The organism is Pseudomonas sp. GW822-FHT03F04 (genome assembly GCF_058801405.1).
Window position 1 is genome coordinate 1 of sequence record NZ_JBXANF010000010.1, and the last position, 23,955, is coordinate 23,955.

24 protein-coding genes and 1 tRNA gene are annotated in these 23,955 nt (G+C 61.2%); 18 read left to right on the top strand and 7 right to left on the bottom strand.

Annotation, left to right across the window (positions count from 1 at the left end; genetic code table 11):
* Position 1: 1 nt before the first annotated feature.
* Positions 2 to 77: transfer RNA gene (locus tag AC1RMX_RS22445), tRNA-Gly, on the top strand.
* Positions 78 to 202: 125 nt separating this feature from the next.
* Here AC1RMX_RS22445 and AC1RMX_RS22450 read toward each other — a convergent pair.
* The 4 genes from AC1RMX_RS22450 to AC1RMX_RS22465 form a co-directional block, all read right to left on the bottom strand.
* Positions 203 to 1,942 carry a dipeptidase gene (locus AC1RMX_RS22450; protein WP_493073046.1) on the bottom strand — a complete coding sequence of 580 codons (1,740 nt, stop codon included), beginning with the start codon at positions 1,940 to 1,942 and terminating at the stop codon, positions 203 to 205.
* 195 nt (positions 1,943 to 2,137) lie between these two features.
* Positions 2,138 to 2,776: a LysE family translocator gene (locus AC1RMX_RS22455; RefSeq protein ID WP_096820935.1), complete on the bottom strand. Its 639-nt coding sequence runs from the start codon at positions 2,774 to 2,776 to the stop codon at positions 2,138 to 2,140.
* 1 nt (position 2,777) lies between these two features.
* Positions 2,778 to 3,548, bottom strand: a complete 771-nt coding sequence (locus AC1RMX_RS22460; protein ID WP_096820936.1) for a 2OG-Fe(II) oxygenase — start codon at positions 3,546 to 3,548, stop codon at positions 2,778 to 2,780.
* Positions 3,549 to 3,638: 90 nt separating this feature from the next.
* A complete protein-coding gene (locus AC1RMX_RS22465; protein ID WP_273538909.1) occupies positions 3,639 to 4,265 on the bottom strand; it encodes an alanyl-tRNA editing protein in 627 nt (208 codons plus the stop codon).
* Between the two features lie 90 nt (positions 4,266 to 4,355).
* Here AC1RMX_RS22465 and AC1RMX_RS22470 point away from each other — a divergent pair, with 90 nt between their 5' ends.
* Positions 4,356 to 5,351, top strand: coding sequence for a LysR family transcriptional regulator (locus AC1RMX_RS22470; RefSeq protein WP_493073047.1), 996 nt, complete (start codon positions 4,356 to 4,358; stop codon positions 5,349 to 5,351).
* 59 nt (positions 5,352 to 5,410) lie between these two features.
* Here AC1RMX_RS22470 and AC1RMX_RS22475 read toward each other — a convergent pair whose 3' ends face one another.
* Together AC1RMX_RS22475 and AC1RMX_RS22480 are read right to left on the bottom strand one after the other, a co-directional pair.
* Positions 5,411 to 5,818 carry a PA2817 family protein gene (locus AC1RMX_RS22475; RefSeq protein ID WP_007950758.1) on the bottom strand — a complete coding sequence of 136 codons (408 nt, stop codon included), beginning with the start codon at positions 5,816 to 5,818 and terminating at the stop codon, positions 5,411 to 5,413.
* A gap of 74 nt (positions 5,819 to 5,892) precedes the next feature.
* Positions 5,893 to 8,340 carry an acyl-CoA dehydrogenase gene (locus tag AC1RMX_RS22480; RefSeq protein ID WP_493073049.1) on the bottom strand — a complete coding sequence of 816 codons (2,448 nt, stop codon included), beginning with the start codon at positions 8,338 to 8,340 and terminating at the stop codon, positions 5,893 to 5,895.
* A 247-nt stretch (positions 8,341 to 8,587) separates the two neighbouring features.
* On the opposite strand from AC1RMX_RS22480, the gene AC1RMX_RS22485 reads away from it, so the two are divergent.
* From AC1RMX_RS22485 to AC1RMX_RS22500, 4 genes are all read left to right on the top strand, one after another.
* Positions 8,588 to 9,247, top strand: coding sequence for a transglutaminase-like domain-containing protein (locus AC1RMX_RS22485; RefSeq protein ID WP_493073050.1), 660 nt, complete (start codon positions 8,588 to 8,590; stop codon positions 9,245 to 9,247).
* 43 nt (positions 9,248 to 9,290) lie between these two features.
* A complete protein-coding gene (locus tag AC1RMX_RS22490) occupies positions 9,291 to 9,914 on the top strand; it encodes a glutathione S-transferase family protein (RefSeq protein WP_493073051.1) in 624 nt (207 codons plus the stop codon).
* A gap of 132 nt (positions 9,915 to 10,046) precedes the next feature.
* Positions 10,047 to 10,979 (top strand): ABC transporter ATP-binding protein, encoded by a 933-nt coding sequence (locus AC1RMX_RS22495; RefSeq protein WP_085612257.1) that lies wholly within the window; start codon positions 10,047 to 10,049, stop codon positions 10,977 to 10,979.
* Positions 10,976 to 11,755: an ABC transporter permease gene (locus tag AC1RMX_RS22500; RefSeq protein ID WP_096820942.1), complete on the top strand. Its 780-nt coding sequence runs from the start codon at positions 10,976 to 10,978 to the stop codon at positions 11,753 to 11,755. Before AC1RMX_RS22495 ends, AC1RMX_RS22500 begins: the two co-directional genes overlap by 4 nt.
* A gap of 54 nt (positions 11,756 to 11,809) precedes the next feature.
* Here the strand turns inward: AC1RMX_RS22500 and AC1RMX_RS22505 are convergent, their stop codons facing one another.
* A complete protein-coding gene (locus AC1RMX_RS22505) occupies positions 11,810 to 12,328 on the bottom strand; it encodes a DUF2062 domain-containing protein (RefSeq protein ID WP_096820943.1) in 519 nt (172 codons plus the stop codon).
* A gap of 154 nt (positions 12,329 to 12,482) precedes the next feature.
* Here AC1RMX_RS22505 and AC1RMX_RS22510 point away from each other — a divergent pair, with 154 nt between their 5' ends.
* From AC1RMX_RS22510 to AC1RMX_RS22565, 12 genes are all read left to right on the top strand, one after another.
* Complete coding sequence (locus AC1RMX_RS22510; RefSeq protein ID WP_493073052.1) at positions 12,483 to 14,726, top strand: DNA internalization-related competence protein ComEC/Rec2; 2,244 nt, start codon at positions 12,483 to 12,485, stop codon at positions 14,724 to 14,726.
* A 78-nt stretch (positions 14,727 to 14,804) separates the two neighbouring features.
* The gene (locus AC1RMX_RS22515) at positions 14,805 to 15,440 is read left to right on the top strand and encodes a MotA/TolQ/ExbB proton channel family protein (RefSeq protein WP_162803506.1); all 636 of its coding nucleotides are present in this window, start codon (positions 14,805 to 14,807) and stop codon (positions 15,438 to 15,440) included.
* On the top strand, positions 15,437 to 15,865 hold the full coding sequence (locus AC1RMX_RS22520) for an ExbD/TolR family protein (RefSeq protein WP_007950767.1): 429 nt from the start codon (positions 15,437 to 15,439) through the stop codon (positions 15,863 to 15,865). The genes AC1RMX_RS22515 and AC1RMX_RS22520 overlap by 4 nt, the downstream gene beginning before the upstream one ends.
* Entirely contained in the window at positions 15,865 to 16,875 is a 1,011-nt protein-coding gene (gene lpxK / locus AC1RMX_RS22525) for a tetraacyldisaccharide 4'-kinase (RefSeq protein WP_096820945.1), read from the top strand. The genes AC1RMX_RS22520 and lpxK overlap by 1 nt, the downstream gene beginning before the upstream one ends.
* 24 nt (positions 16,876 to 16,899) lie before the next feature.
* On the top strand, positions 16,900 to 17,085 hold the full coding sequence (locus AC1RMX_RS22530; protein WP_003174668.1) for a Trm112 family protein: 186 nt from the start codon (positions 16,900 to 16,902) through the stop codon (positions 17,083 to 17,085).
* Positions 17,082 to 17,846 (top strand): 3-deoxy-manno-octulosonate cytidylyltransferase, encoded by a 765-nt coding sequence (gene kdsB, locus AC1RMX_RS22535; protein WP_096820946.1) that lies wholly within the window; start codon positions 17,082 to 17,084, stop codon positions 17,844 to 17,846. Before AC1RMX_RS22530 ends, kdsB begins: the two co-directional genes overlap by 4 nt.
* Complete coding sequence (locus tag AC1RMX_RS22540; protein ID WP_493073054.1) at positions 17,846 to 18,310, top strand: low molecular weight protein-tyrosine-phosphatase; 465 nt, start codon at positions 17,846 to 17,848, stop codon at positions 18,308 to 18,310. Before kdsB ends, AC1RMX_RS22540 begins: the two co-directional genes overlap by 1 nt.
* A complete protein-coding gene (murB, locus tag AC1RMX_RS22545; protein ID WP_493073055.1) occupies positions 18,307 to 19,326 on the top strand; it encodes a UDP-N-acetylmuramate dehydrogenase in 1,020 nt (339 codons plus the stop codon). The genes AC1RMX_RS22540 and murB overlap by 4 nt, the downstream gene beginning before the upstream one ends.
* Before the next feature lie 246 nt (positions 19,327 to 19,572).
* Positions 19,573 to 20,043, top strand: coding sequence for a (2Fe-2S)-binding protein (locus AC1RMX_RS22550; RefSeq protein ID WP_096820949.1), 471 nt, complete (start codon positions 19,573 to 19,575; stop codon positions 20,041 to 20,043).
* Positions 20,040 to 22,361 (top strand): xanthine dehydrogenase family protein molybdopterin-binding subunit, encoded by a 2,322-nt coding sequence (locus AC1RMX_RS22555; RefSeq protein ID WP_493073056.1) that lies wholly within the window; start codon positions 20,040 to 20,042, stop codon positions 22,359 to 22,361. Before AC1RMX_RS22550 ends, AC1RMX_RS22555 begins: the two co-directional genes overlap by 4 nt.
* Positions 22,361 to 23,338, top strand: a complete 978-nt coding sequence (locus AC1RMX_RS22560; RefSeq protein ID WP_493073057.1) for an XdhC family protein — start codon at positions 22,361 to 22,363, stop codon at positions 23,336 to 23,338. Before AC1RMX_RS22555 ends, AC1RMX_RS22560 begins: the two co-directional genes overlap by 1 nt.
* Entirely contained in the window at positions 23,335 to 23,931 is a 597-nt protein-coding gene (locus tag AC1RMX_RS22565; protein ID WP_096820952.1) for a nucleotidyltransferase family protein, read from the top strand. The genes AC1RMX_RS22560 and AC1RMX_RS22565 overlap by 4 nt, the downstream gene beginning before the upstream one ends.
* Positions 23,932 to 23,955: the final 24 nt, after the last annotated feature.

Here is a 23,955-nt window from a genome sequence, read left to right on the forward strand (position 1 = left end):
TGCGGGAATAGCTCAGTTGGTAGAGCACGACCTTGCCAAGGTCGGGGTCGCGAGTTCGAGTCTCGTTTCCCGCTCCATATTCAACAAAAACGCCGCTCAGTGATGAGCGGCGTTTTTGTTTGTGCGTTATTTGTAGCGCAACAAAAAAGGACCTTGCGGTCCTTTTTTGTGGGCCCATCACCTTGGCGGGCCAGTGTCGCGATCAAAGCTTCGGCAGTTGCCCGATCCGTCCCATCATTTCGGTAACGATCTGCAGGTCCAGCAGGAACTGGTCAACCGTCTTGAACTCGCCGTCGGTGTGACCGGTGTATTTGACCTCAGGTCGAGCCAGGCCAAATTGCACGCCGTTAGGCAGTTCATGCACCGAGGTGGCGCCGGCAGAGGTGCCGAACTCGTGTTTCATGCCCAGGTTTTCGGTGGAGACGGCCAACAGCGCCTTGACCCACTCGCCCTCTGGATTGCGGTACATCGGCTCGGCGATCGAGTAATCGAAGTTGACCGCAACGTGGGTTTTCTTGCTCCAGGCCGCCAGTTTGTCGGCGATTTCGGTTTTGAGCACTTCCGGCGACTTGCCCTTCGGCACGCGCAGGTTGACCGCGAGTTTGAAGGTTTTGTCGTCCATCCCGACATAGGTCAGCGAGGTGGTCAGCGGGCCCATGAAGTCATCGGCGAAACCGACACCCAACTTGCCACCCTTGTAGTCCAGGCCCCAGTTGTCGGCGGCGTAGCGGGCGGCGTCGGTGATGTGGTTGTGTTTGAGCGCGATTTTGCCATCCACACTGTGGATGAAGTCCAGCATGCGGGCGACCGGGTTGACGCCGGATTCCGGTTCGGAAGAATGCGCGGAAACGCCGGTAACGCTGAGTTTCACGTCTTTGCCATCGACCTTGGCATTCACTTCGAAATCGCCGCCATGTTGTTTGGCGTATTCGTTACCGGCCTTTTGCAGGCTGGCGGCCAGTTCGGCCGGTTTGTCTGTCACCAGGGTGACGAGCGAAACCGATGGAATCTGGTTGGTCGCCATGCCGCCGGTCATAGAGATGATTTCCGCACCTTTGCCCTCGGCCTTGCGCTTGGCAAATTTGGCCATGACGGTGCCGTAGCCTTTCTCGGCGATCACCACCGGGTAGCCGCCATCCAGCGCCAGGTTGTATTCGGGCGTCGGGTTGCGCTCGAAGTAGTAAGGAATCGCGTCGCCGGTGGTTTCTTCGGTGGTGTCCACCAGCAATTTGAAGTTGCGTGCCAGCGGCAGCTTTTCTTCCTTGATGACCTTCATGGCATACAGCGTCACCACGATGCCGTTCTTGTCGTCTTCGGTGCCGCGGCCGTACATGCGGTCGCCGATCAGCGTGACCTTGAACGGGTCGAGTTTGGTGCCGTCCTTCAGCACCCAGTTTTCCGGAGTCACTGGGACCACGTCGGCGTGAGCATGAATGCCCACGACTTCCTTGCCGCTGCCGTCGAGGGAGATCTCGTAGACGCGGTTGTCGACGTTTCGGTAGTTCAGGCCAAAGGATTCGGCCAGGCTCTTGATCTTGGCGGCAATCTTGATGAATTCAGGGTTCTCGTGCTGGGCAACACCTTCCTTGCGATCGGTCGGGATCTCCACCAGTTCGCGCAGGGTTTCGAGAGCGGCCTTGCCGTATTTCGCCCGAGTGTAGAGGCCGAGCAGGCGATAGATTTCGTTTTGCTGCTCAGCGGTCAGCGTCTTGTTGTCGAGAAACGCGCTGATGGAGGGGCGCAGGTCGTCGGTCTTGCTCAGGTCGCTCTTGGCCAGTTCGCCGAGGAACTGGCGGAAGTCACTGACCTTTGCATCGCTGAATGTCTTGAGGATGGTCGCGCTTTGCTGCGGTGTGATGTTGGCGTGTGCGGGCAGTGTCACGGACGAAAGGCTGGCCAGAATCAGGGTCGACGCGGCCAGTTGCTTGAGGGAAAAATCCATTGCTGGGGGCATTCCTTTGCAGGCAGTGAGTAGGAAGTGTCTGATCGATAGGTCAGACGGTTTCGCAAACTAACACCACAAGCGCGTGATAGGGGAGCCCCCGAAGTGGGACGCGTCGCACAGAAATGCAAAAGCGGCGCAGAATCGAAAAAGCCCGTCCAATCTGTCTGGACCGGGCTTCTCCGTTCAACGTGTTTACATCGACAACACCAGTCGCCCGGCAAACAGGATCAGAATCACTCCCATGCTGCGCTCGAACCAGTGCCCCATGCGCATGAACAGCACGCGCACTTTGCTGCTTGAAAAGAACAGCGCAACGATCACAAACCACAACGCATTCACGCCGCACATCCACAGTCCGTACAGGGCCTGGATTTCCAGCGGCGTGCTGGCGCTGATGATCGTGGTGAAGATCGCCAGGAAAAACAGCGTGGCCTTGGGGTTGGTGGCGTTGGTCAGGAAACCGGTGGAAAACGCCTTGAACAACGATTGCTCGACCAGCGGTTCGTCGCTGGTCTTTTCGCCTTCCAGTGTTGTCTTGGGTTTGCTGCGGATCAGGCTGATACCGAGGTAAAAGATGTAGGCGCCGCCCACGACCTTGGCCACCGTCAGCAGCCAGGGCGTGGTGTGCATCAAGGCGCCGACGCCCAGCAGGGTGTACAGCACGTGTACGGAAATCCCCGCGCCGATGCCCAGTGCCGTGCAGATGCCGACCAGTCGACCGAATCGCACACTCTGGCGAATGGTCACGGCGAAGTCCGGGCCGGGAGCGACCACGGCCAGAAAGTGGATGGTGGCCAGCGCCAGAAACTCGCCCAGGTAATTCGATGTCATTTCAACTCCAGAAAGTCAGGGGTGAAGCATTGCCGCGATAGCCGACAAAAAACGAAAGGCTCAAGCGCGGATCTGCCACGCCCGGCGTCACCGAGTGCATGCGACGCGAATTGAACATGATGAAATCCCCCGGTTCCGGGCGAACTTCGAGGGCTGGCGGGCCGAGCAGCGCCGGGTCGATGCCGTAGCTGTCGCCACGCATCTCGTCGAACCGGTCCGGTGAAATGTCGTCTTCCCACATCTGCAACGCGCCGCCCTCGGTCGGCATGTTCAGGTAGACGTTGCAGGCGAATTGCGCCTCCAGGCTGTGAGCCTGGAAGCTCTCCGGCGCGTCCTTGGCGAAGATGTCGTGGTGGGCCAGGAAGCAGACGCCGGGTTTGACCACCCGTGACAGACCGACATACATCTTGCGTCCGTACAGGTTCTCCAGATGGGCGCCTGCCGGCCAGGATTCGTCGAGCATGCAGCGCAGGGTGTCGATCGGCGAGGAGTAGGGCGCGCAGCGGTTACGCAGTTCGGCAATGTTGCTGGTGGCGCGTTCGAAGTAGTCCTCGATCAGCAACGGCTGGTTTTCCGCCTCGTAGAACGCCATGCCGATGCGGCCGATGCTGGGGGCGTTGATGTAACCCTCGAATCCGGGGGCGAGGATCTTGTCGCCAATCCGGATCGCCTGGTCTTCAGGCAAAAAGCCTTTGACGCGGATGGCGAGGACTTCTTCGTTGGCCAGTTTTTTTATGCACGTCTCATCGAGACGCTCGACGTCAAGCATCATGGTTTCAGGTCCATCTAACGAGTAGTCAACGGAACCAGCGAACGCGGTTCCCCCGGCGACGGACGCTGCGCCTGGCAGCGCCCGAAATCCTCAATCCACGTTGTAGTGGACGGACAACGTGCCCTTCTTCTGCGAAAGGGACGCGATCGTGACTGTGCCCAGATCCTTCAGGCTGCGTACATGGGTGCCGCCACAGCCGTAGGCTGGCAGTTCACCGAAGCCGATTTCCCGCGCACCTTCGCGCAGAGACGTCAGGCGGGGCAGATCGTGTTCGATCCATTGCCCGATGCCGTATTGAACGGTTTGCGCATCGACTTCCTGAGCCGAATCCCCGGGCTTGAATTGCACCCGGCCTTCGTCCGGCCAGTGGTGTGCCTTGATCGGCATCCAGCCCATGGCCTGGACAAAGTGGCCGATCAAATGCCCGGCAGAGTGCATGCGGGTGTTGAAGCGACGGCGGTCTTCATCGACACGAATCTGGGTCATGCCGAGCGGGACGGGCTGATCGACGAAATGGACGATTCGATCCGGCTCCTGCACGACGCGCAGGACCTGACTGTCGCCGATCCAGCCGGTATCGCAAGGCTGTCCGCCACCTTGCGGGTGAAACAGAGTGGCGCGCAGCACCACGGCGAACTCGTTCTCGTGGGGCGTGCAGTCGAGGACTTCCACATTGGCCTTGAGGTCATCACTATGGAAAAAGAGGCGAAGCGTCATATTCCATGCCCTTATTAAAGTTTCTTTTTTAATTATATGAATCGTGCAATAACGTGATAATCCGTTCAAACATCAAAGGACTGTTGCGCTGTGAGCATAAATCTCCCCCTGCCGCTGCTTGGTGAAATGGCGATTTTCGTCAAGGTCGTGGAGACCGGCAGCTTCTCCGAAGCCGCTCGTCAATTGGGTTCGTCGCCCTCGGCGATCAGCCGCAGTATTTCCCGGCTGGAGAAGGCTTTGGCCACACGGCTGCTGCAACGCACCACGCGCAAATTGCGCTTGAGCGATGGCGGGGAAGAGGTGTTCAAGCGCTGTCAGGAGATGGTCAGCGCCGCCAGGTCAGTGATGGAGATCAGCGGCCAGTTCACTCACGAAGCCGAGGGACTGGTGCGGGTCAGCGTGCCAAAAGCGGTCGGACGCTTCGTAATTCATCCGCATATGCCGGAGTTTCTGCGCCGCTATCCCAAGGTTGATGTGGAGTTGCTGCTGGAAGACCGGCAAGTGGATTTGATCGACGATCATGTCGACCTGGCGATTCGCATCACGGAGCGACCACCGGCGGGGTTGGTTGGGCGGCAGTTGTTGACCATCGACCATTTGCTCTGCGCGACGCCGCAATACCTGGCCGAACATGGCACGCCGACGCATCCCCATGACTTGCTCAATCACAGCTGCATCTACCTGGGCGAAACCCCGAGCGATGCGCGCTGGAAATTCAAGAAAGGCAGCAAAGCGGTGACGGTCGGCGTTCGAGGGCGGTATGCCGCCAATCACACGGGCGTGCGTCTGGGCGCGGTGTTGCAGCACATCGGTATTGGCAGCTTGCCGTATTTCACCGCTCGTTATGCCCTGGAACAAGGGCTGATCGTGCAGGTCCTGCCGGACTGGACATTCCTGGCGTCCTACCACGGTGGACTATGGTTGTTGCACTCGCCGACGCGCTATCTGCCACCGAAGTTGCGGGTGTTCATCGACTATCTGGTGGAGTGCCTGGAGAAAGAACCGACATTGAGCAAACCCGGAAAAACCGGCGGTTCAAAAGCCTTGGCCGAGTACGAATTGCCCGAGAGTGAAGGGCTGCTTTAATCAATCAAAAAAAGGCCCGCATGGATCACCATGCGGGCCTTTTCTTTACCGGGTGAAAATCAGTGCTTGCTGTCCTGGGCGGACATCGCCAGCAGTTGTTTTTCCTGATTCCAGTCGAACGGTTCGTCGTTCTGTTCAGCTTCGTAACGGCGCTCTTCCAGTGCCTGATACATGTCGATTTCTTCATCGGACAGGTAGTGCAGGCAGTCGCCAGCGAAGAACCACAGCAGATCCCGCGGGATCAGGTGGGCAATTTGCGGATAGCGGGTAATCACTTGAGTCAGGATGTCCTGGCCCAGGTATTGGCTTTCGATCGGCTCGATCGGCAGTGACGCCAGCAGTTCGTCGAAACGCTCCAGGAACAGGGCATGGCTTTCTTCGGGAACCTGATCGGCCTCACCTACGGCGACCAGGATACTGCGCAGGTGGTCGAGCAAAACCAGATGATCGGCAACGACGTTGGACACGAGATAAGTCCTCAAGAGCAAAACGGGCGCGGGAGTATAAAGCGCCTGCGCCCGTTTTTCACTGATTGAAGGGATCAGCGGACTTTCCCTTCCGCGGGTTTCAGTTCCTCCTTGTCGAAATCATCGACATCGATCACCTTGCGCCGCGCCGCTTCGGCATCACGCAGGGTCTGGGCTTCCACTGCCTGTAGCACTCCGGCCTCCAGTGCTGCATCGATGGCGTGTTCCCCTGCGACCGGTTTGACCTGACCGCTTTTGAGCGAGGTGTGCAGTTTCTTGTGCAGCGGTTGCGCAGCGTTCAACTGATCGCAGGCATGTTGCAGCGCGCCGACCGCATCGTCCGCCGATTGTGGGCGGTAGCAGCCGGCAAGCAGTTCTTCCAGTGCCGGATCGCCCTTGGCCCGACCGATGACGCCGGCCACTTCGGCACCGAGCTTGTCCGACGGGCCTTTGTGGCGACGACCAAACGGGAACACGATCACTCGCAACAGGCAGCCGAAGACCCGGTTCGGGAAGTTGGTCAGCAGTTCATCCAGCGCTTTTTCCGACTGGCCGAGGCTTTCCTCCATGGCCCATCTGAACAACGGCTCCATGTACGCCGGGGAATCGAGGTCGTGATACCGCTTGAGCGCCGCCGAGGCCAGATACAGGTTGCTCAGCACATCGCCCAGGCGCGCCGACAGACGCTCACGGCGTTTCAGTTCGCCGCCCAGCAGCATCATGCTCAGGTCGGCGAGCATGGCAAACGCGGCAGCCTGACGGTTGAGCGCGCGGAAATAACCCTGGCTGAGCTTGTCTCCCGGTGCATGTTCGAAATGGCCGAAACCAAGATTCAATACCAGCGTGCTGGCAGCGTTGCTCACGGCAAAGCCGATGTGCTTGAGCAGCAGGCCATCGAACTCTTTGAGTGCCTGATCCTTGTCCTCGCGACCGGCGAGGGCCATTTCCTTGAGCACGAACGGATGACAGCGGATTGCGCCCTGACCAAAGATCATCAGGTTGCGCGAAAGAATGTTGGCGCCTTCCACCGTGATGAAGATCGGCGCGCCGTTCCAGCTGCGACCCAGATAGTTGTTCGGGCCCATGATGATCGCCTTGCCGCCATGCACGTCCATGGCGTGGCTGATGCACTCGCGACCACGTTCGGTGAGGTGATACTTGAGGATCGCCGACAGCACCGAGGGCTTCTCGCCCAGATCCACCGCATTGGCGGTCAGCATCCGCGCAGCGTCCATCATCCAGGCGTTGCCGCCAATGCGCGCCATCGCTTCCTGGATACCTTCGAATGCCGACAGCGGAACATTGAACTGCTCGCGAATCTGCGCGTACTGCCCGGTCACCAGACTGGTGAACTTGGCCGCGCCAGTGCCCACTGCCGGCAAGGAAATCGAACGCCCGACCGACAGGCAGTTCATCAGCATCATCCAGCCCTTGCCGAGCATGTCCTGGCCGCCGATCAGGAAGTCCAGCGGGATGAACACGTCCTTGCCGGAGTTGGGGCCGTTCATGAATGCGGCGCCCAATGGCAAGTGGCGACGGCCAATCTCAACGCCGGCGGTATCGGTCGGAATCAGCGCGAGGCTGATGCCCAGGTCTTCTTTATCGCCGAGCAGGTGATCCGGGTCGTAGGCCTTGAAGGCCAGGCCGAGCAAGGTCGCGACCGGGCCGAGGGTGATGTAGCGTTTTTCCCAATTCAGGCGCAGGCCGAGGGTTTCCTGGCCTTCCCACTGGCCTTTGCAGATGATCCCTGTGTCGGGCATCGCACCGGCATCGGAACCGGCGAGCGGGCCGGTCAGCGCGAAACAAGGAATGTCGTCGCCCCGGGCCAGTCGTGGCAGGTAATGGTTGCGTTGTTCGTCGGTGCCGTAATGCAGCAGCAGTTCGGCTGGGCCGAGGGAATTGGGCACCATCACGGTGGAGGCGAGGTCGCCGCTGCGGGTCGCCAGTTTCATCGCCACTTGAGAGTGGGCGTAGGCAGAGAAGCCTTTACCGCCAAATTCCTTGGGGATGATCAGGGCGAAGAAGCCGTGTTCCTTGATGTGGGTCCAGGCTTCGGGTGGAAGGTCCATCGACTGGCCGATCTGCCAGTCGGTGACCATGGCGCAGAGTTCTTCGGTCGGGCCGTCGATGAATGCCTGTTCCTCGTCGCTCAGTTGCGCTTTGGGATAGGACAGCAGTTTTTCCCAGTCCGGACGGCCGCTGAAGAGTTCGCCGTCCCACCACACCGTGCCGGCATCGATCGCATCGCGCTCGGTCTGCGACATGGGCGGCAGGGTTTTCTGGAACCAGTTGAACAGCGGCGCGCTGAAGTGTTTGCGGCGCAGATCCGGCAATAGCAGCGGAGCCGCAACGGTGGCCAGCACGACCCAGAAGATCAGCAGCAACCAGCCTGGCGCGTGGCTGAAAATCCCCATCGCCAGCAGGTAAGCTGCGACGATGCCCAGTGCAGGCAGCGGGGCGATGCGTCGGTGGGCCAGATACGCCACGCCGACGATCAGAACCAGTATCCACAACAACAGCATATTCAATCCTCCGTGAACCAGGGCGAACGACCCTCCAGAGCTTAGACGGCATCTGCAAAACGGGGCGGTCAGAGCAAGCTGATCTGAATCGTGGGAATCCCTGGATGTCTTTTGTAGGTTCGGTGGGCAACACCCGTGGGAAATCGTTCGCAGACTCCGCGGCTTTGCGTCCATGTTTGGCCGAAACGTCGTTATCTCTGTGCTGATCCTCTCGCTAGACTCCGGGTTCATCCAGGAGAATGTCGTCATGCGCGAGTATCTGAGCCCCGGCCGCTTCATCGATAGTGACCACCCCTCGGTGGTGGAGTTCGCAGAACAGCACCGTGGTGCCAGCCGCGACCCGCGCGCGCAGGCGATCAGTCTTTATTACGCCGTGCGCGAGGCGGTGCGATACAACATGTACACCTTCAGTCGCGACCCGCAAACCTTGCGCGGCAGCTACGCGCTGGCGGCGGGTGAAAGTTATTGCGTGCCCAAGGCCACGTTGCTCGCCGGTTGCGCGCGCCATTGCGGGATCCCCGCACGCATCGGTCTGGCGGATGTGAAAAACCATCTGTCGACGCCGCGTCTGCTTGAGCTGCTGAGAAGCGAAGTGTTCGCCATGCATGGTTATACCGAGCTGTTTCTCAATGATCGTTGGGTCAAAGCCACACCCGCGTTCAACCAGAAGCTCTGCGAAATGTTCAACGTTGCGCCGCTGGAATTCGACGGCATAAACGACAGCGTTTTCCACCCGTATAACAGCGATGGCGCGCTGCTGATGGAGTACCTGGTCGATCACGGCCAGTTCGCCGATGTACCGGAATCTTTTTTCTTCGAACATCTGCAGAAGTGTTATCCGCACCTGTTCAACGACCAGCAGACGCCACTGTCCAGTGACATGCGCGGTGATGTCGGCAGCCGCTGATCCGGCGTATGCTGCTCGCCCACTCAATGGAAAAGAGGCGGTCATGCTGAAGATCTGGGGTCGCAAGAATTCGTCGAATGTCAGAAAACCGTTGTGGGCTGCCGAAGAACTCGGGCTGGCCTATGAGGCAATCGATGCCGGTGGCGCGTTCGGTGTGGTCGACACGCCTGAGTACCGGGCGATGAACCCGAACGGTCGGGTGCCGGTGATCGAAGACGACGGTTTCGTGTTGTGGGAGTCCAACGCCATCGTCCGCTACCTGTTGGCCAGACACGCGGCGAACACTTCGTGGTATCCGGCAGATCTGCAAACCCGTGCTGTCGCCGACAAGTGGATGGACTGGACCACCTCCAGTTTCGCAGGCCCTTTCCGTACGGTGTTCTGGGGCGTTCTGCGCACCCCGGCGGACAAGCAGGACTGGCCGGCGATTCATGCCGCGATCAAGGAATGCGAAGGGTTGCTGGCGATGGCCGATCAGGCCCTGAAAAACCAGCCTTACCTGTCCGGCGGTGAAATCGGCATGGGCGATATTCCGCTCGGCAGTTTCATTTATGCCTGGTTCGAGATGCCGATCGAGCGTGCGCCGATGCCTCATCTGGAGGCCTGGTATGCGCGACTGAAGCTGCGTCCGGCGTATCAAAAAGCCGTCATGACCGCGTTGACTTAATACCTACTATCGACACACTTGACTGTACTTGTGCGGCGGCGGCAAGCACCATTGCGCTTGTGCGCCGCGGTTGTCTTCCTCGCCGCCCGCCGTCATTCAGTCCTTTTTCTCTTCTTGGTGCGTAAATCCGATATGAGTTCCGCTCTGTCCATCCGGCAGCTAACCAAAACCTACGGCAACGGGTTCCAGGCCTTGAGTGGTATCGATCTGGACGTCGCAGAAGGTGACTTCTTTGCCTTGCTCGGCCCTAACGGCGCAGGCAAATCCACGACCATCGGCATTCTCTCGACCCTGGTGAACAAGACCAGCGGCACGGTGAATATCTTCGGTCACGACCTGGACAAGAACCCCGCGGCGCTCAAGCGCTCGATTGGCGTGGTGCCCCAGGAATTCAACTTCAACCAGTTCGAAAAGACGTTCGACATCGTCGTGACCCAGGCGGGTTACTACGGCATTCCGGCGAAGATCGCCAAGGAACGCGCCGAACAGTACCTGACCCAGCTCGGCCTGTGGGACAAGCGCGATGTGCCGTCGCGTTCGTTGTCCGGCGGCATGAAGCGCCGTCTGATGATCGCCCGGGCGTTGGTGCATGAGCCGCGCCTGCTGATCCTCGACGAACCGACAGCCGGGGTGGATATCGAGCTGCGTCGTTCGATGTGGACCTTCCTCACCGAACTGAACCAGAAAGGCATCACCATCATCCTCACCACGCATTACCTGGAAGAGGCTGAGCAGTTGTGCCGCAACATCGGCATCATCGACCACGGCACCATTGTCGAGAACACCAGCATGCGTCAGTTGCTCGGGCAGCTGCATGTGGAAACCTTCCTGCTCGATCTGAAGAGCGATCTGGCGGTGGCGCCGCAACTGGTCGGCTATCCGGCCCGTCTGGTGGATGCGCATACCCTGGAAGTCCAGGTCGACAAGTCCATGGGCATCACTGCGCTGTTCGGCCAACTGGCCCTGCAGAACATCGAAGTGCTGAGCCTGCGCAATAAAACCAATCGCCTCGAGGAGCTGTTCGTGTCCCTGGTGGAGAAAAATCTGTCGAAGGTGGCGGTATGAGTTCCGAGCTGCGCCCCAACCTCGTCGCCCTCAACACCATCGTTTACCGCGAGGTCAAACGCTTCACCCGGATCTGGCCGCAGACTCTGCTGCCGCCGGCGATCACCATGGTTCTGTACTTCGTGATCTTCGGCAACCTGATCGGCAAGCAGATTGGCGGCATGGGTGGCTTCACCTACATGGAGTACATCGTGCCGGGGCTGATCATGATGTCGGTGATCACCAACTCCTACGGCAACGTGGTGTCGAGTTTCTTCGGCAGCAAGTTCCAGCGCTCCATCGAAGAACTGATGGTGTCGCCGGTGTCGCCGCACACGATTCTGATCGGCTACACCCTTGGCGGCGTGCTGCGCGGCCTGATGGTGGGGGTTATCGTGACGATCCTGTCGATGTTCTTCACCAGCCTGCAGGTGCATCACCTGGGCGTCACCGTTCTGGTGGTGGTGCTGACGGCGACGATCTTCTCGCTGCTGGGCTTCATCAACGCCGTGTTCGCACGTAACTTCGATGACATCTCGATCATCCCGACCTTCGTGCTGACCCCGCTGACTTACCTCGGTGGCGTGTTCTACTCGATCACCTTGCTGCCGCCGTTCTGGCAGACCGTGTCGCTGGCCAACCCGGTGCTGCACATGGTCAATGCCTTCCGTTACGGCATCCTGGGCGTTTCGGACATTCGCATCGGTATCGCGATCACCTTCATGCTGGTCGCCACTGTGGTGCTGTATGTCGGTTGCGCACGGTTGCTGGTAAGCGGACGCGGCATGCGTACCTGATTCACCCGGTGTTGCAAAAAAAAACGGCCTCCCACAGTGGAGGCCGTTTTGCATTCACGACTGGCGACTTTTCTTGCGCCGCGCCCATTGCCGGGCCACCCACCAGCGCCAGTACATCATCACCACGCAGTAGGCGAGGGCGCCCAGCGCCAGCCCGACCACCACCGAGCCCAGCAGGAAGGGTTGCCACAGGGTCGAGAGTTCTCCGCTGATCCATTCCCAGGTCAATTCGTCGGGGAGTGTGCGGGCGGGAACATCCATCAACCACGCACCGGCCTGATAGGTGCAGAAGAACACGGCCGGCATGGTGATCGGATTGGTCAGCCAGACGAGGCTGACGGCAATCGGCATGTTGCCGCGCACCGTGATGGCCAGTGCCGCCGCCACCAGCATCTGCGCGGGAATCGGCAGAAACGCCGCGAACAGGCCAACGGCCATGGCCCGGGCCACCGAGTGACGATTGAGGTGCCAGAGGTTCGGGTCATGCAGCAACGTGCCGAGAAAGCGTAAGGATTTGTGTTCCCTGATGCTCGTCGGATCGGGCATGTAACGTTTGAATAAGCGCCGGGGCATAAGGCTTCTCGGTCGGTTAAGGCGGCAAGTATGTCTGGATTCTACGAACCGCCCATTCAGACTTTGTGACAATTGATAACGACGGCTGCGGCCAACACCCGCTATGCCTGGTGAGGGGAGACTTTTCTGGAAAGTCGCAATCAAGGACGAGCGTATGCGCACAGGGATGATGGCGCTGGCGGTCGGTCTGCTGGTTCCGGTTTTTTTGCCGGCGTTGCCGCCGGTCGGGTGGATGGTTTTGCTGCCGGTCGTGGCGCTGATGCTGCTGCCGTTTCGCAGTTACCCGCTGGCCTTTTTGCTGTTCGGCTTCGCCTGGTCGTGCATCGGTGCGCAGTGGGCGCTGGATGATCGATTGCCATCGAAGCTGGACGGTGAGACGCGCTGGGTCGAAGGGCAGGTGGTCGGTCTGCCGCAAAATGGCGACGGCGTTGTGCGCTTCGAACTGGCCAATGCCCGTTCGCGCCACGAGAAACTGCCGTCGCTGATGCGTCTGGCGTGGTACGACGGGCCGCCGGTCAACAGCGGTGAGCGCTGGCGCCTGGCGGTCAAGCTCAAACGTCCCGGTGGGCTGCTCAATCCCGATGCCTTCGATTACGAGGCCTGGCTGTTGGCGCAACGCATCGGCGCCACCGGCACGGTAAAGGACGGCAGTCGGCTGGCGGCGGCGCAATGGGCCTGGCGGGACAGCATTCGTCGGCGTCTGCTGGAAGTGGACACCCAGGGTCGAGGCGCAGCGCTGGCGGCGTTGGTGCTGGGTGATGGCTCGGGACTCAGTCACGAGGACTGGCAGATTCTGCAGGACACCGGCACCGTGCATCTGCTGGTGATTTCCGGGCAGCACATCGGTCTGTTGGCGGCGGTGATGTATGGGCTGGTCGCCGGGCTGGCGCGATTCGGTGTGTGGCCATTGCGTTGGCCATGGTTGCCGTGGGCGTGCGGTCTGGCGTTCGCGGCGGCGCTGGGTTACGGGCTGCTGGCCGGGTTCGATGTGCCGGTGCGACGGGCCTGCGTGATGGTTGCGCTGGTGTTGCTGTGGCGATTGCGATTTCGCCATCTCGGTGCCTGGTGGCCGTTGTTGCTGGCCTTCAATGGGGTGTTGTTGATGGACCCGCTGGCCAGTCTGCGTCCGGGATTGTGGTTGTCCTTCGCGGCGGTGGCGGTGCTGATTTTCACCTTCGGCGGTCGACTGGGACCCTGGCGCTGGTGGCAGACCTGGACGCGAGCGCAATGGCTGATCGCTATCGGCCTGTGCCCGGTGTTGCTGACCCTGGGCTTGCCGATCAGCCTCAGCGGGCCATTGGCCAATCTGCTGGCGGTGCCGTGGATCAGTTTTGCGGTGCTGCCGCCGGCATTGCTGGGCACTTTGTTGTTGCCGATTCCCTATGTCGGCGAAGGTCTGTTGTGGCTGGCCGGCGGGCTGGTCGATGGATTGTTCCGGGCTCTGGCCCAGATCGCAGGGCGTTGGCCAGCGTGGGTTGCAGCATCGATGCCGGGTTGGGTTCTGGCACTGGGCTGCATCGGTGCACTGCTGTTATTGCTGCCCCGAGGCGTTCCATTGCGCCCCTTGGGTTGGCCGTTACTGCTGGTGCTGGCATTACCGCCCCGGGAGCGGCTGGCCGAAGGCGTGGCGGATGTCTGGCAGCTCGACGTCGGTCAGGGTCTGGCGATTCTGATCCGCACTCGCCATCACACATTGCTATACGACAGCGGCCCGCGTTTCGGTGACTTCGATGTAGGCGAGCGGGTGGTGCTGCCTGCCTTGTACAAGCTGGGCGTGGAGCGGCTCGACCTGATGCTGCTCAGCCATGCCGACGCCGACCACGCCGGTGGCGCGTTGGCGGTGGCAAACGGCTTGCCGGTCAGCCGGGTGATCAGCGGCGATCCGCCGGGCCTCCCCGAAGCGCTGAGCGCTGAGACCTGTGACAGCGGTCGGCAATGGCAATGGGATGGCGTCGCCTTTCATCTATGGCAGTGGGCCGACGCCCATGACAGCAACCAGCGTTCCTGCGTCCTGCAGATCGAAGCCAACGGCGAGCGGTTGCTGCTGACCGGCGATATCGACACCGCTGCCGAACGGGATTTGCTCAACAGCGCACTGGCGGTTCCGACCCGGTGGCTGCAAGCCCCGCACCATGGCAGTCGCAGCTCCTCATCAATGGCGTTGCTCAAGGTTTTGCAGCCTCGGGACGTGCTCATCTCCCGGGGGCAAGGCAACTCGTTCGGGCATCCGCATCCGACGGTCATCGCTCGTTACCGCAAGCTGGGCCTGCGCATCCATGACAGCGCCGAACAGGGTGCCATTCATCTGCAACTGGGCAGATTCCAGCCGGCCCGGCCGATGCGTCAGCAGCGCCGGTTCTGGCGCGACCCGCCACTGCCGGGGGCGGCGTACCGTTGAGCACGGTCGTCGGGGGGACGGGTCTTTATCACGAACCGGTATGGTAAAGTGGCGCACTTTTTCGAGGGGGCTGTCACTGTGTGGGAATTGGTCAAATCCGGCGGCTGGATGATGTTGCCGATCATTCTGAGTTCCATCGCCGCCATGGCGATCGTCGCCGAGCGCCTGTGGACCCTGCGCGCCAGTCGCGTCACCCCCGAGCATCTGCTGGGTCAGGTCTGGGTCTGGATCAAGGACAAGCAGCTCAACAAGGAAAAACTCAAGGAATTGCGCGCCAACTCGCCGCTGGGTGAAATTCTCGCCGCAGGCCTGGCCAACTCCAAGCATGGTCGCGAGATCATGAAAGAGTGCATCGAAGAGGCCGCCGCCCGGGTCATCCACGAGCTGGAGCGCTACGTCAACGCGCTGGGCACCATCGCCGCCATGTCGCCGCTGCTCGGTCTGCTGGGTACGGTGCTGGGCATGATCGACATCTTCAGTGCCTTCACCGGTTCCGGCATGACCACCAACGCTTCGGTATTGGCCGGTGGTATCTCCAAGGCGCTGATCACCACGGCAGCGGGCCTGATGGTCGGTATTCCGTCGGTGTTCTTCCACCGTTTCCTGCAACGCCGCATCGATGAGCTGGTGGTGGGCATGGAGCAGGAAGCGATCAAACTGGTGGAAGTGGTGCAGGGCGACCGTGACGTCGATCTGGCCGGGGGCAAAGCGTGAAATTCCGTCGCAAACCCCGGGAAACGATCGACATCAACCTCGCGTCGCTGATCGACGTGGTGTTCATTCTGTTGCTGTTTTTCGTCGTGACCACCACCTTCACCCGCGAAACCCAGTTGCGTGTCGACCTGCCGGAAGCGGTCAGCGGCTCGCCGGCCGAAGATCAGCAGGTCAAGCAACTGGACGTCGCCATCAGCGCTGAAGGCGTGTTTTCGGTGAACAACAAGATTCTGCCGAAGAACGACCTGGCGACCCTGATGGAAGCCATGCAGAAAGAAGCCAACGGTGACACCAACATGCCGTTGTCGATCAGTGCCGATGGCAAGACTCAGCACCAATCCGTGATCACCGCCATGGACGCGGCCGGCAAGCTCGGTTTCAGCCATTTGCGCATGACCACGGTCGAGGCGGCGCCCAAATCCTGATGGCCATGTCCGATCGTCTGCTCGCCGCGTGGTATCAGGGGCATCCGGCCCTGACGCTGTTGCGGCCGCTGGAGTGGCTGTACCGCCGCGTCGTGGCCGGCAAGCGTCAGCGTTTTCTCGACGGCGAAGGCGAAATCTATCAGTCGCCGGTGCCGGTGATCGTGGTCGGCAACATCACCGTTGGCGGCACCGGCAAGACGCCGATGATTCTGTGGCTGATCGAACACTGTCGGCGCAGCGGGTTGCGGGTCGGAGTGGTCAGTCGCGGCTATGGCGCCAAGCCTCCGCAGTTGCCCTGGCGGGTCGAAGCCGATCAAGGCGCCGAAATCGCTGGTGACGAGCCATTGTTGATCGTGCAGCGCACCGGTGTACCGCTGATGATCGACCCGAATCGCGGTGCCGCCGTCAAAGCCTTGCTGGCCAGCGAGCCGCTGGACCTGATCCTGTCCGATGACGGCATGCAGCATTATCGTCTGGCGCGTGACCTTGAGCTGGTGCTGATCGATGCCGCCCGAGGATTGGGCAACAAGCGCTGTCTGCCCGCCGGCCCCTTGCGTGAACCGATCGAACGCCTGCAAAGCGTCGATGGCGTACTGTTCAACGGCGCGGCGTCGGACCGCGAGGACGGTTTCGCATTCCGTCTGCAACCCACCGCACTGGTCAATCTACTCAGCGGCGAACGCCGGCCCCTCGATCACTTTTCGCCCGGTCAGGCACTGCACGCAGTCGCCGGGATCGGCAATCCGCAACGTTTCTTCAATACCCTCGAAGCGCTAGACTGGCGGCCAGTGCCCCACGCGTTTGCCGACCACGCCGAATACAGCGTGCAGGCCTTGAGTTTCACGCCGTCATTGCCAGTGGTGATGACTGAAAAGGACGCGGTGAAGTGCCGTGCCTTCGCTGCCGCCGACTGGTGGTACCTGGCGGTCGATGCCGTGCCGTCGCCGGCCTTCGTGGCCTGGTTCGACACGCAACTGATGCGCCTGTTGCCGGATCGTCTTTTGCCTTAAACCGTTTTTATCCAGGGAATGTTCATGGACACCAAATTGCTCGACATCCTCGCCTGCCCGATCTGCAAAGGCCCGCTCAAGCTCAGCGCCGACAAGACCGAACTGATCAGCAAGGGCGCCGGCCTGGCGTACCCGATCCGTGATGGCATCCCGGTCATGCTGGAAAGCGAAGCCCGCACCCTGACCACCGACGAGCGTCTGGATAAATGACCACAGCCTTCACCGTTGTCATCCCGTCGCGCTACGCCTCGACCCGTCTGCCGGGCAAACCGCTGCTGGATATCGCCGGCAAGCCGATGATCCAGCACGTCTGGGAACAGGCCAGCAAAAGCAGCGCCAGTCGCGTGGTCGTGGCCACCGACGATGCGCGCATCGTCGAGGCCTGCAAGGCTTTCGGCGCCGAAGTGGTGCTGACCCGTGAAGATCACAACTCCGGCACCGACCGCCTGGCCGAAGTGGCTGCGAAACTGGGCCTTGAGCCGGATGCCATCGTGGTCAACGTGCAGGGTGACGAACCGCTGATCCCGCCAAGCGTGATCGACCAGGTTGCCGCCAACCTTGCGGCCCACACCGAAGCGCGCATGGCCACCCTGGCCGAGCCGATCGAGGACGTGGAAACCCTGTTCAATCCGAACGTGGTCAAGGTCGTCAGCGACCTCAACGGTCTGGCGCTGACGTTCAGTCGTGCGACGTTGCCGTGGGCCCGCGATGCGTTCGCCAAGAACCGCGACGTGCTGCCGGAAGGCGTGCCGTATCGCCGCCACATCGGCATCTATGCCTACCGTGCAGGCTTCCTCCAGGACTTCGTGAGCTGGGGCCCGTGCTGGCTGGAAAACACCGAATCCCTCGAACAGTTGCGTGCCCTGTGGCACGGCGTGCGGATTCATGTGGCTGACGCGTTGATCGCGCCGCCGACCGGGGTCGACACCGCCGAAGACCTCGAGCGCGTCCGTCGCCTGCTGGAGGCCTGATGCGCGTTCTGTTCGTGTGCCTGGGCAACATCTGCCGCTCGCCCACCGCCGAAGGCGTGATGCGCGCCAAACTGCGTGATGCCGGATTGGCGGCTCAGGTCGAAGTGGCCTCTGCTGGTACCGGCGACTGGCACGTCGGCAATCCGCCGGACAAGCGCAGTCAGGCAGCGGCCAAACTGCGTGGTTACGACTTGTCGGCGCAACGCGCTCAGCAGGTCAACCGCGCCGATTTCGCCAGCTACGACCTGATCCTCGCCATGGACAACAGCAACCTGCGCAACCTCAAGGCCTTGCAACCGTCTACCGGCAAGGCTGAGCTGGACTTGTTCCTGCGCCGTTATGAAGGCGAAGTCGATGAAGTGCCGGATCCGTATTACGACGGCGATCAGGGTTTCGAGCAGGTATTGGATTTGATCGAGCGCGCCTGCGACCGGTTGCTGATTGAAGTGAAGGGCCGGTTATGAGTTTGCAGGTACACCCCCAGGTTTCCATGAAGCCGTTCAACACCTTTGGTGTGGACGTTCGCGCGCAACTGTTTGCCGAAGCCCACAGTGACGCCGATGTGCGCGAAGCCCTGGCTTATGCGACCGCCCACGATGTGCCGTTGCTGGTCATCGGTGGCGGCAGCAATCTGCTGCTGACGGCGGACATTCCGGCACTGGTGCTGCGCATGGCCAGCCGTGGCATTCGCGTCATCAATGATGACGGCAACCGCGTGGTGATCGAGGCCGAGGCTGGCGAGCCGTGGCATCCGTTTGTCCAGCACACGCTGGCGCAGGGTTTTTCGGGGCTGGAAAACCTCAGCCTGATCCCCGGCACCGTCGGCGCCGCGCCGATGCAGAATATTGGTGCCTACGGTGTCGAGATCAAGGACGTGTTCGCCGGCCTGACAGCGCTGGATCGCCAGACCGGCGAGTTGCGCGACTTCAGGCTGGATGAATGCAACTTCGCCTACCGCGACAGCGTGTTCAAGCAGCAGCCGGGTCGTTGGTTGATCCTGCGGGTGCGATTCGAACTGAATCGAGTCGCGCATCTGCACCTGGAATACGGCCCGGTGCGTCAGCGCCTGACCGAGCAGGGCATCGAGCAGCCGACGCCGACGGATGTCAGTCGCGCCATTTGCAGCATCCGCAGCGAGAAACTGCCGGACCCGGCGGTGCTCGGCAATGCCGGCAGCTTCTTCAAGAACCCGCTGGTGTCGGCAGCGGTGGTCGCGCAGATCAAGGGGCAGCACCCGGATCTGGTCGCCTACGCGCAACCGGACGGGCAGATGAAGCTGGCGGCGGGCTGGCTGATCGAGCGGGCGGGCTGGAAAGGTTTCCGTGAGGCCGATGCCGGCGTGCATAAATTGCAGGCGCTGGTGCTGGTCAACTACGGCGCGGCGACCGGGCTGCAACTGCTCGATCTGGCGCAACGTATCCAGAAAGACATTGCAGAACGTTTCAATGTCGAGCTGGAAATGGAGCCCAACCGTTATTGAGGCTACGCTTTCAAGGCTGAATCCAAAGCCCTGCACTATTTAAAAAGTGCAGGGCTTTTTTGTTAATCCCGGGTTAACTTAGCGAGCTAACGATACAACCCTTTGCTCCACCAAAGGCCCGGTGCAGACGTTCCTGTCGGCACAAGAGAGCCTCATTAGCCTGAGTCGATCTGCGTGAACCCACCGCTGATTTTCCGGCGGCAGATTGCTCGACCCCATAACCTCCACGAATATGCGGGCGTGCCCATGATTACCCTGAAACTCAATGGTCAAGATCATCCACTCGATGTCACCGAGGACATGCCCCTGTTGTGGGCGATCCGTGACGTCGCCGGTTACAACGGCACCAAGTTCGGCTGCGGCATGGGCCTGTGTGGCGCCTGCACCATTCATATCGACGGCTCGCCGGCGCGCAGTTGCATCACGCCGATCGGCTCGGTGGCCGGGCAGAATGTGACCACCATCGACAACCTGCACGCCGATCCGATTGGCCAGATCGTCCAGCAAGCCTGGCTCGACACCGCCGTGGCCCAGTGCGGTTTCTGTCAGGGTGGGCAGATCATGTCCGCCACCGCGTTGCTCAAGACCAACCCGAACCCGAGCGACGAGCAGATCGAAGAGGCGATGGTCGGCAACATTTGCCGCTGCGGCACCTACAACCGGATCAAGACCGCCATTCGTCAGGCTTCCACTCACTTGAAGGAGGCCAAGGCATGAGCCGCTTACCGAACGATTTCGCCCTGAGCAACCTGAGTCGTCGGGGCTTCCTCAAGGGTGTGGGCGCTACCGGTGCGCTGGTGCTGGCCGCGAGTTGGGGCTGGCAGGATGCGCTGGCCGAAGACAAACCGAAGAAATTCGGTGCCGATGGCATGCCCAACGGCTGGATCGACGATCCGAAGGTCTATGTCAGCATTGCCGCCGACGGCACGGTGACCGTGGTCTGCAACCGCTCGGAGATGGGCCAGGGCGTGCGCACGAGCCTGACCATGGTGGTCGCCGATGAACTTGAGGCCGACTGGGCCCACGTCAAGGTTCAACAGGCGCCGGGCGATGAAGTGCGTTTCGGCAACCAGGATACCGACGGCTCGCGCAGCATGCGCCATTGGTACGAACCGATGCGTCGTTGCGGCGCCGCTGCCCGGACCATGCTTGAGCAGGCTGCGGCCGCGCAGTGGAAGGTGCCGGTCGGCGAGTGCCGCGCGCAACTGCACAAAGTCATTCACACACCGTCCGGGCGCGAGCTGGGCTACGGCGAGCTGGCTGCAGCGGCCAGTGCGTTGCCGGTTCCGGGCCGTGACAGCCTGCGGCTCAAGCAGCCGTCGGAATTCCGCTACATCGGCAAGGAAGGTACCAAGGCCATCGATGGTGATGACATCGTCAATGGTCGCGCCGTGTACGGAGCCGACGTGCATTTCGACGGCATGCTGTACGCCGTGATTGCTCGACCTGCGGTGTACGGCGGCAAGGTCAAGTCGGTGGATGACAGCGCCGCGCTGAAAGTGCCGGGCGTGCTCAAAGTCATTCAGATCGAACCGCGTCCGCTGCCGTCGGAATTCCAGCCATTGGGCGGCGTGGCCGTCGTGGCCAGCAACACCTGGGCGGCGCTCAAGGGCCGCGAGGCGCTGAAGATCGAATGGGACGACGGCCCGAACGCCAGTTACGACTCGGTTGCCTATCGCAAGGAGATCGAAGCCGCTTCACTGAAACCGGGCAAGGTAGTGCGCAACACCGGCGACATCGAAAAGGCCATCGGCAGCGCTGCCAGCACCCTGGAAGCTTCTTACTACTTGCCACATCTGGCACAGGCGCCGATGGAGCCGATGGTGGCCATCGCTCGCTATAAAGAGGGCGTGTGCGAGGCCTGGGCGCCGAGTCAGGCACCGCAGGTCACCCGTGAGCGAATCGCCGAACGCCTCGGTCTGCCGTTCGATAACGTGACCTTCAACGTGACACTGCTCGGCGGTGGTTTTGGCCGCAAGTCCAAACCGGACTTCGTTGTCGAAGCCGCGATCCTCGCCAAGGAATTCCCCGGCAAGGCTGTGCGCGTGCAGTGGACCCGGGAAGATGACATCCACAACTCGTATTTCCACACTGTGTCCGCCGAATACCTCAAGGCCGGCGTGGGCAAGGATGGCTTGCCGTCCGCCTGGCTGCACCGCACGGTGGCGCCGAGCATCACGGCACTGTTTGCGCCGGGCATGAATCATGAAGCCGCGTTCGAGCTGGGCATGGGCTTCACCAACATGGCTTATGCGATTCCCAACGTGCGTCTGGAAAACCCTGAAGCCACGGTTCATACGCGTGTGGGTTGGTATCGCTCGGTGTCGAACATTCCCCATGGCTTCGCGATCCAGAGCTTCGTCGACGAACTGGCGCACAAGGCCAAGGAAGATCCGCTCAAGTACCAGATCAAATTGCTCGGCCCGGATCGGCAGATCGACCCGCGCACGCTCAGTGAAGAATGGAACTACGGCGAATCCCCCGAGCGTTATCCGATCGACACCGGGCGTATGCGCACCGTGCTGGAAACCGCGGCCAAGGCCGCCGGTTGGGGGCGGAAATTGCCCAAGGGCCGTGGTCTCGGATTAGCCGTGCATTACAGCTTCGTGACTTATGTGGCAGCGGTGATCGAAGTCGAGGTCAAGGACGACGGCACGCTGATCGTGCATAAGGCTGATATCGCGGTGGATTGCGGGCCGCAGATCAACCCGGAGCGGATCCGTTCGCAGTTCGAAGGCGCCTGTGTGATGGGGCTGGGCAATGCCGTGTGGGGTGAAATCAGCTTCAAGGACGGCAAGGTGCAGCAAGACAACTTCCATATGTATGAAGTGGCGCGCATGTCGCTGGCACCGAAGGAAGTCGCGGTGCATCTGGTGACGCCGCCGGGCGAAGTGCCGCTGGGCGGTGTCGGTGAGCCGGGCGTGCCGCCGATTGCGCCGGCGCTGTGCAATGCGATCTTCGCCGCGACCGGCCAGCGCATCCGTAACCTGCCGGTGCGTTACCAGTTGCAGGGCTGGCAAAAGGCGCAAGCGTGATGGATAGCGCCGATCTTAATGTCCTGCGCAGCGTCCTGGAATGGCGCCGCGCCGGGCAGCGGGTGGTGTTGTTTTCGGTGGTGCAGACCTGGGGCACTGCGCCCCGGGCGCCCGGCGCGATGCTGGCATTGCGCGAGGATGGCGTGGTCATCGGTTCGGTGTCTGGCGGTTGTGTCGAGGACGATCTGATTGCCCGGTTGCATGACGGGCGGATTCCTGCCGACGGGCCGCCGGTGCAATTGATCACCTATGGCGTGACGCGGGAGGAGGCGGCGCGGTTCGGCCTGCCTTGCGGTGGTACCTTGCGCCTGACCGAAGAGCGAGTCGGCGATCCTGCATGGGTCGCCGAGTTGTTGGCTCGTTGTGAGGCTCACGAAATCGTTGCCCGCGAGCTGAATCTTGAAAGCGGTGAAGTGATTCTTTCGCCGGCGAGCAAAGCGGATGCATTGGTTTTCGACGGTAAAACTTTACGCGCCATCTACGGCCCGCGTTGGCGTCTGCTGCTGATCGGTGCCGGACAGTTGTCGCGTTATGTGGCAGAAATGGCGCGGCTGCTGGATTTCGAAGTGCTGATCTGCGATCCCCGCACCGAATTCGTTTATGACTGGGAAGAGCAGCATGGCCGCTTTGTCCCGGGCATGCCGGATGAGGCGGTGCTGAACATTCAGACCGACGAACGCACTGCCATCGTTGCCCTGACCCACGACCCGCGTCTGGACGACATGGCGCTGCTGACCGCACTGGATTCCAAAGCCTTTTACGTCGGCGCCCTGGGCTCGCGCGTCAACAGCCTCAAGCGCCGGGAATATCTGGCTGAGCTAGGCTTGTCGCCAGCGGCCATTGCAAGATTGCACGGGCCGATCGGTCTGCCGATCGGCAGTCATTCCCCGGCGGAAATCGCGTTGTCGTTGCTGGCGGAAATCGTCGCGATCAAGAATGGTGTCGAGTTGAAGCAGAAGAAGGCAGAGCGCGCATGAGTCGATCCATCGGAGTGATTGTGCTGGCGGCAGGCGAGGGCAGCCGTTTCCGCGAGGTGGCGGGTGCCGACAAAGACAAGCTTCTGGCCGATTGCACGGGGCGCGACGGGGCTGTGCGTTCGGTGATCGAGCAGACGCTGGTGAACCTGCCGGCGAGTCTCGACAAGCGAGTGCTGGTGACGACCGAAGCGCGGCCGCAGGCGATGCGCATGGCGCAGGCTTACGGGTGTGATGTTGTCTCGATCGAGTCCACGGGGATGGGTGACAGCATTGCGGCGGGTGTCGCGGCTTGCCCGGATCTGGATGGCTGGCTGATCGTGCTGGGCGATATGCCGTTCATCCTGCCGTCGAGCATTGAACGGGTGGTGGCGGCGATTGCCGACGATGCGGTCAGTGTGCCGGTGCTCAACGGTGAATACGGGCATCCGGTTGGATTTGGTCGAACATTTGGGTCCGGGTTGATGGCGTTGTCCGGTGATCGTGGGGCCAGGCCTTTGTTCAAGCAGGGGCGGGTGGTTGAGGTAGTCGTGGATGATCCTGGCGTCCTGTGGGATATCGATGTGCCCCAGGCGTTGGTTTTTCCGCCGGCCTGATCTAAACCGCAAGGCATAAAAAAG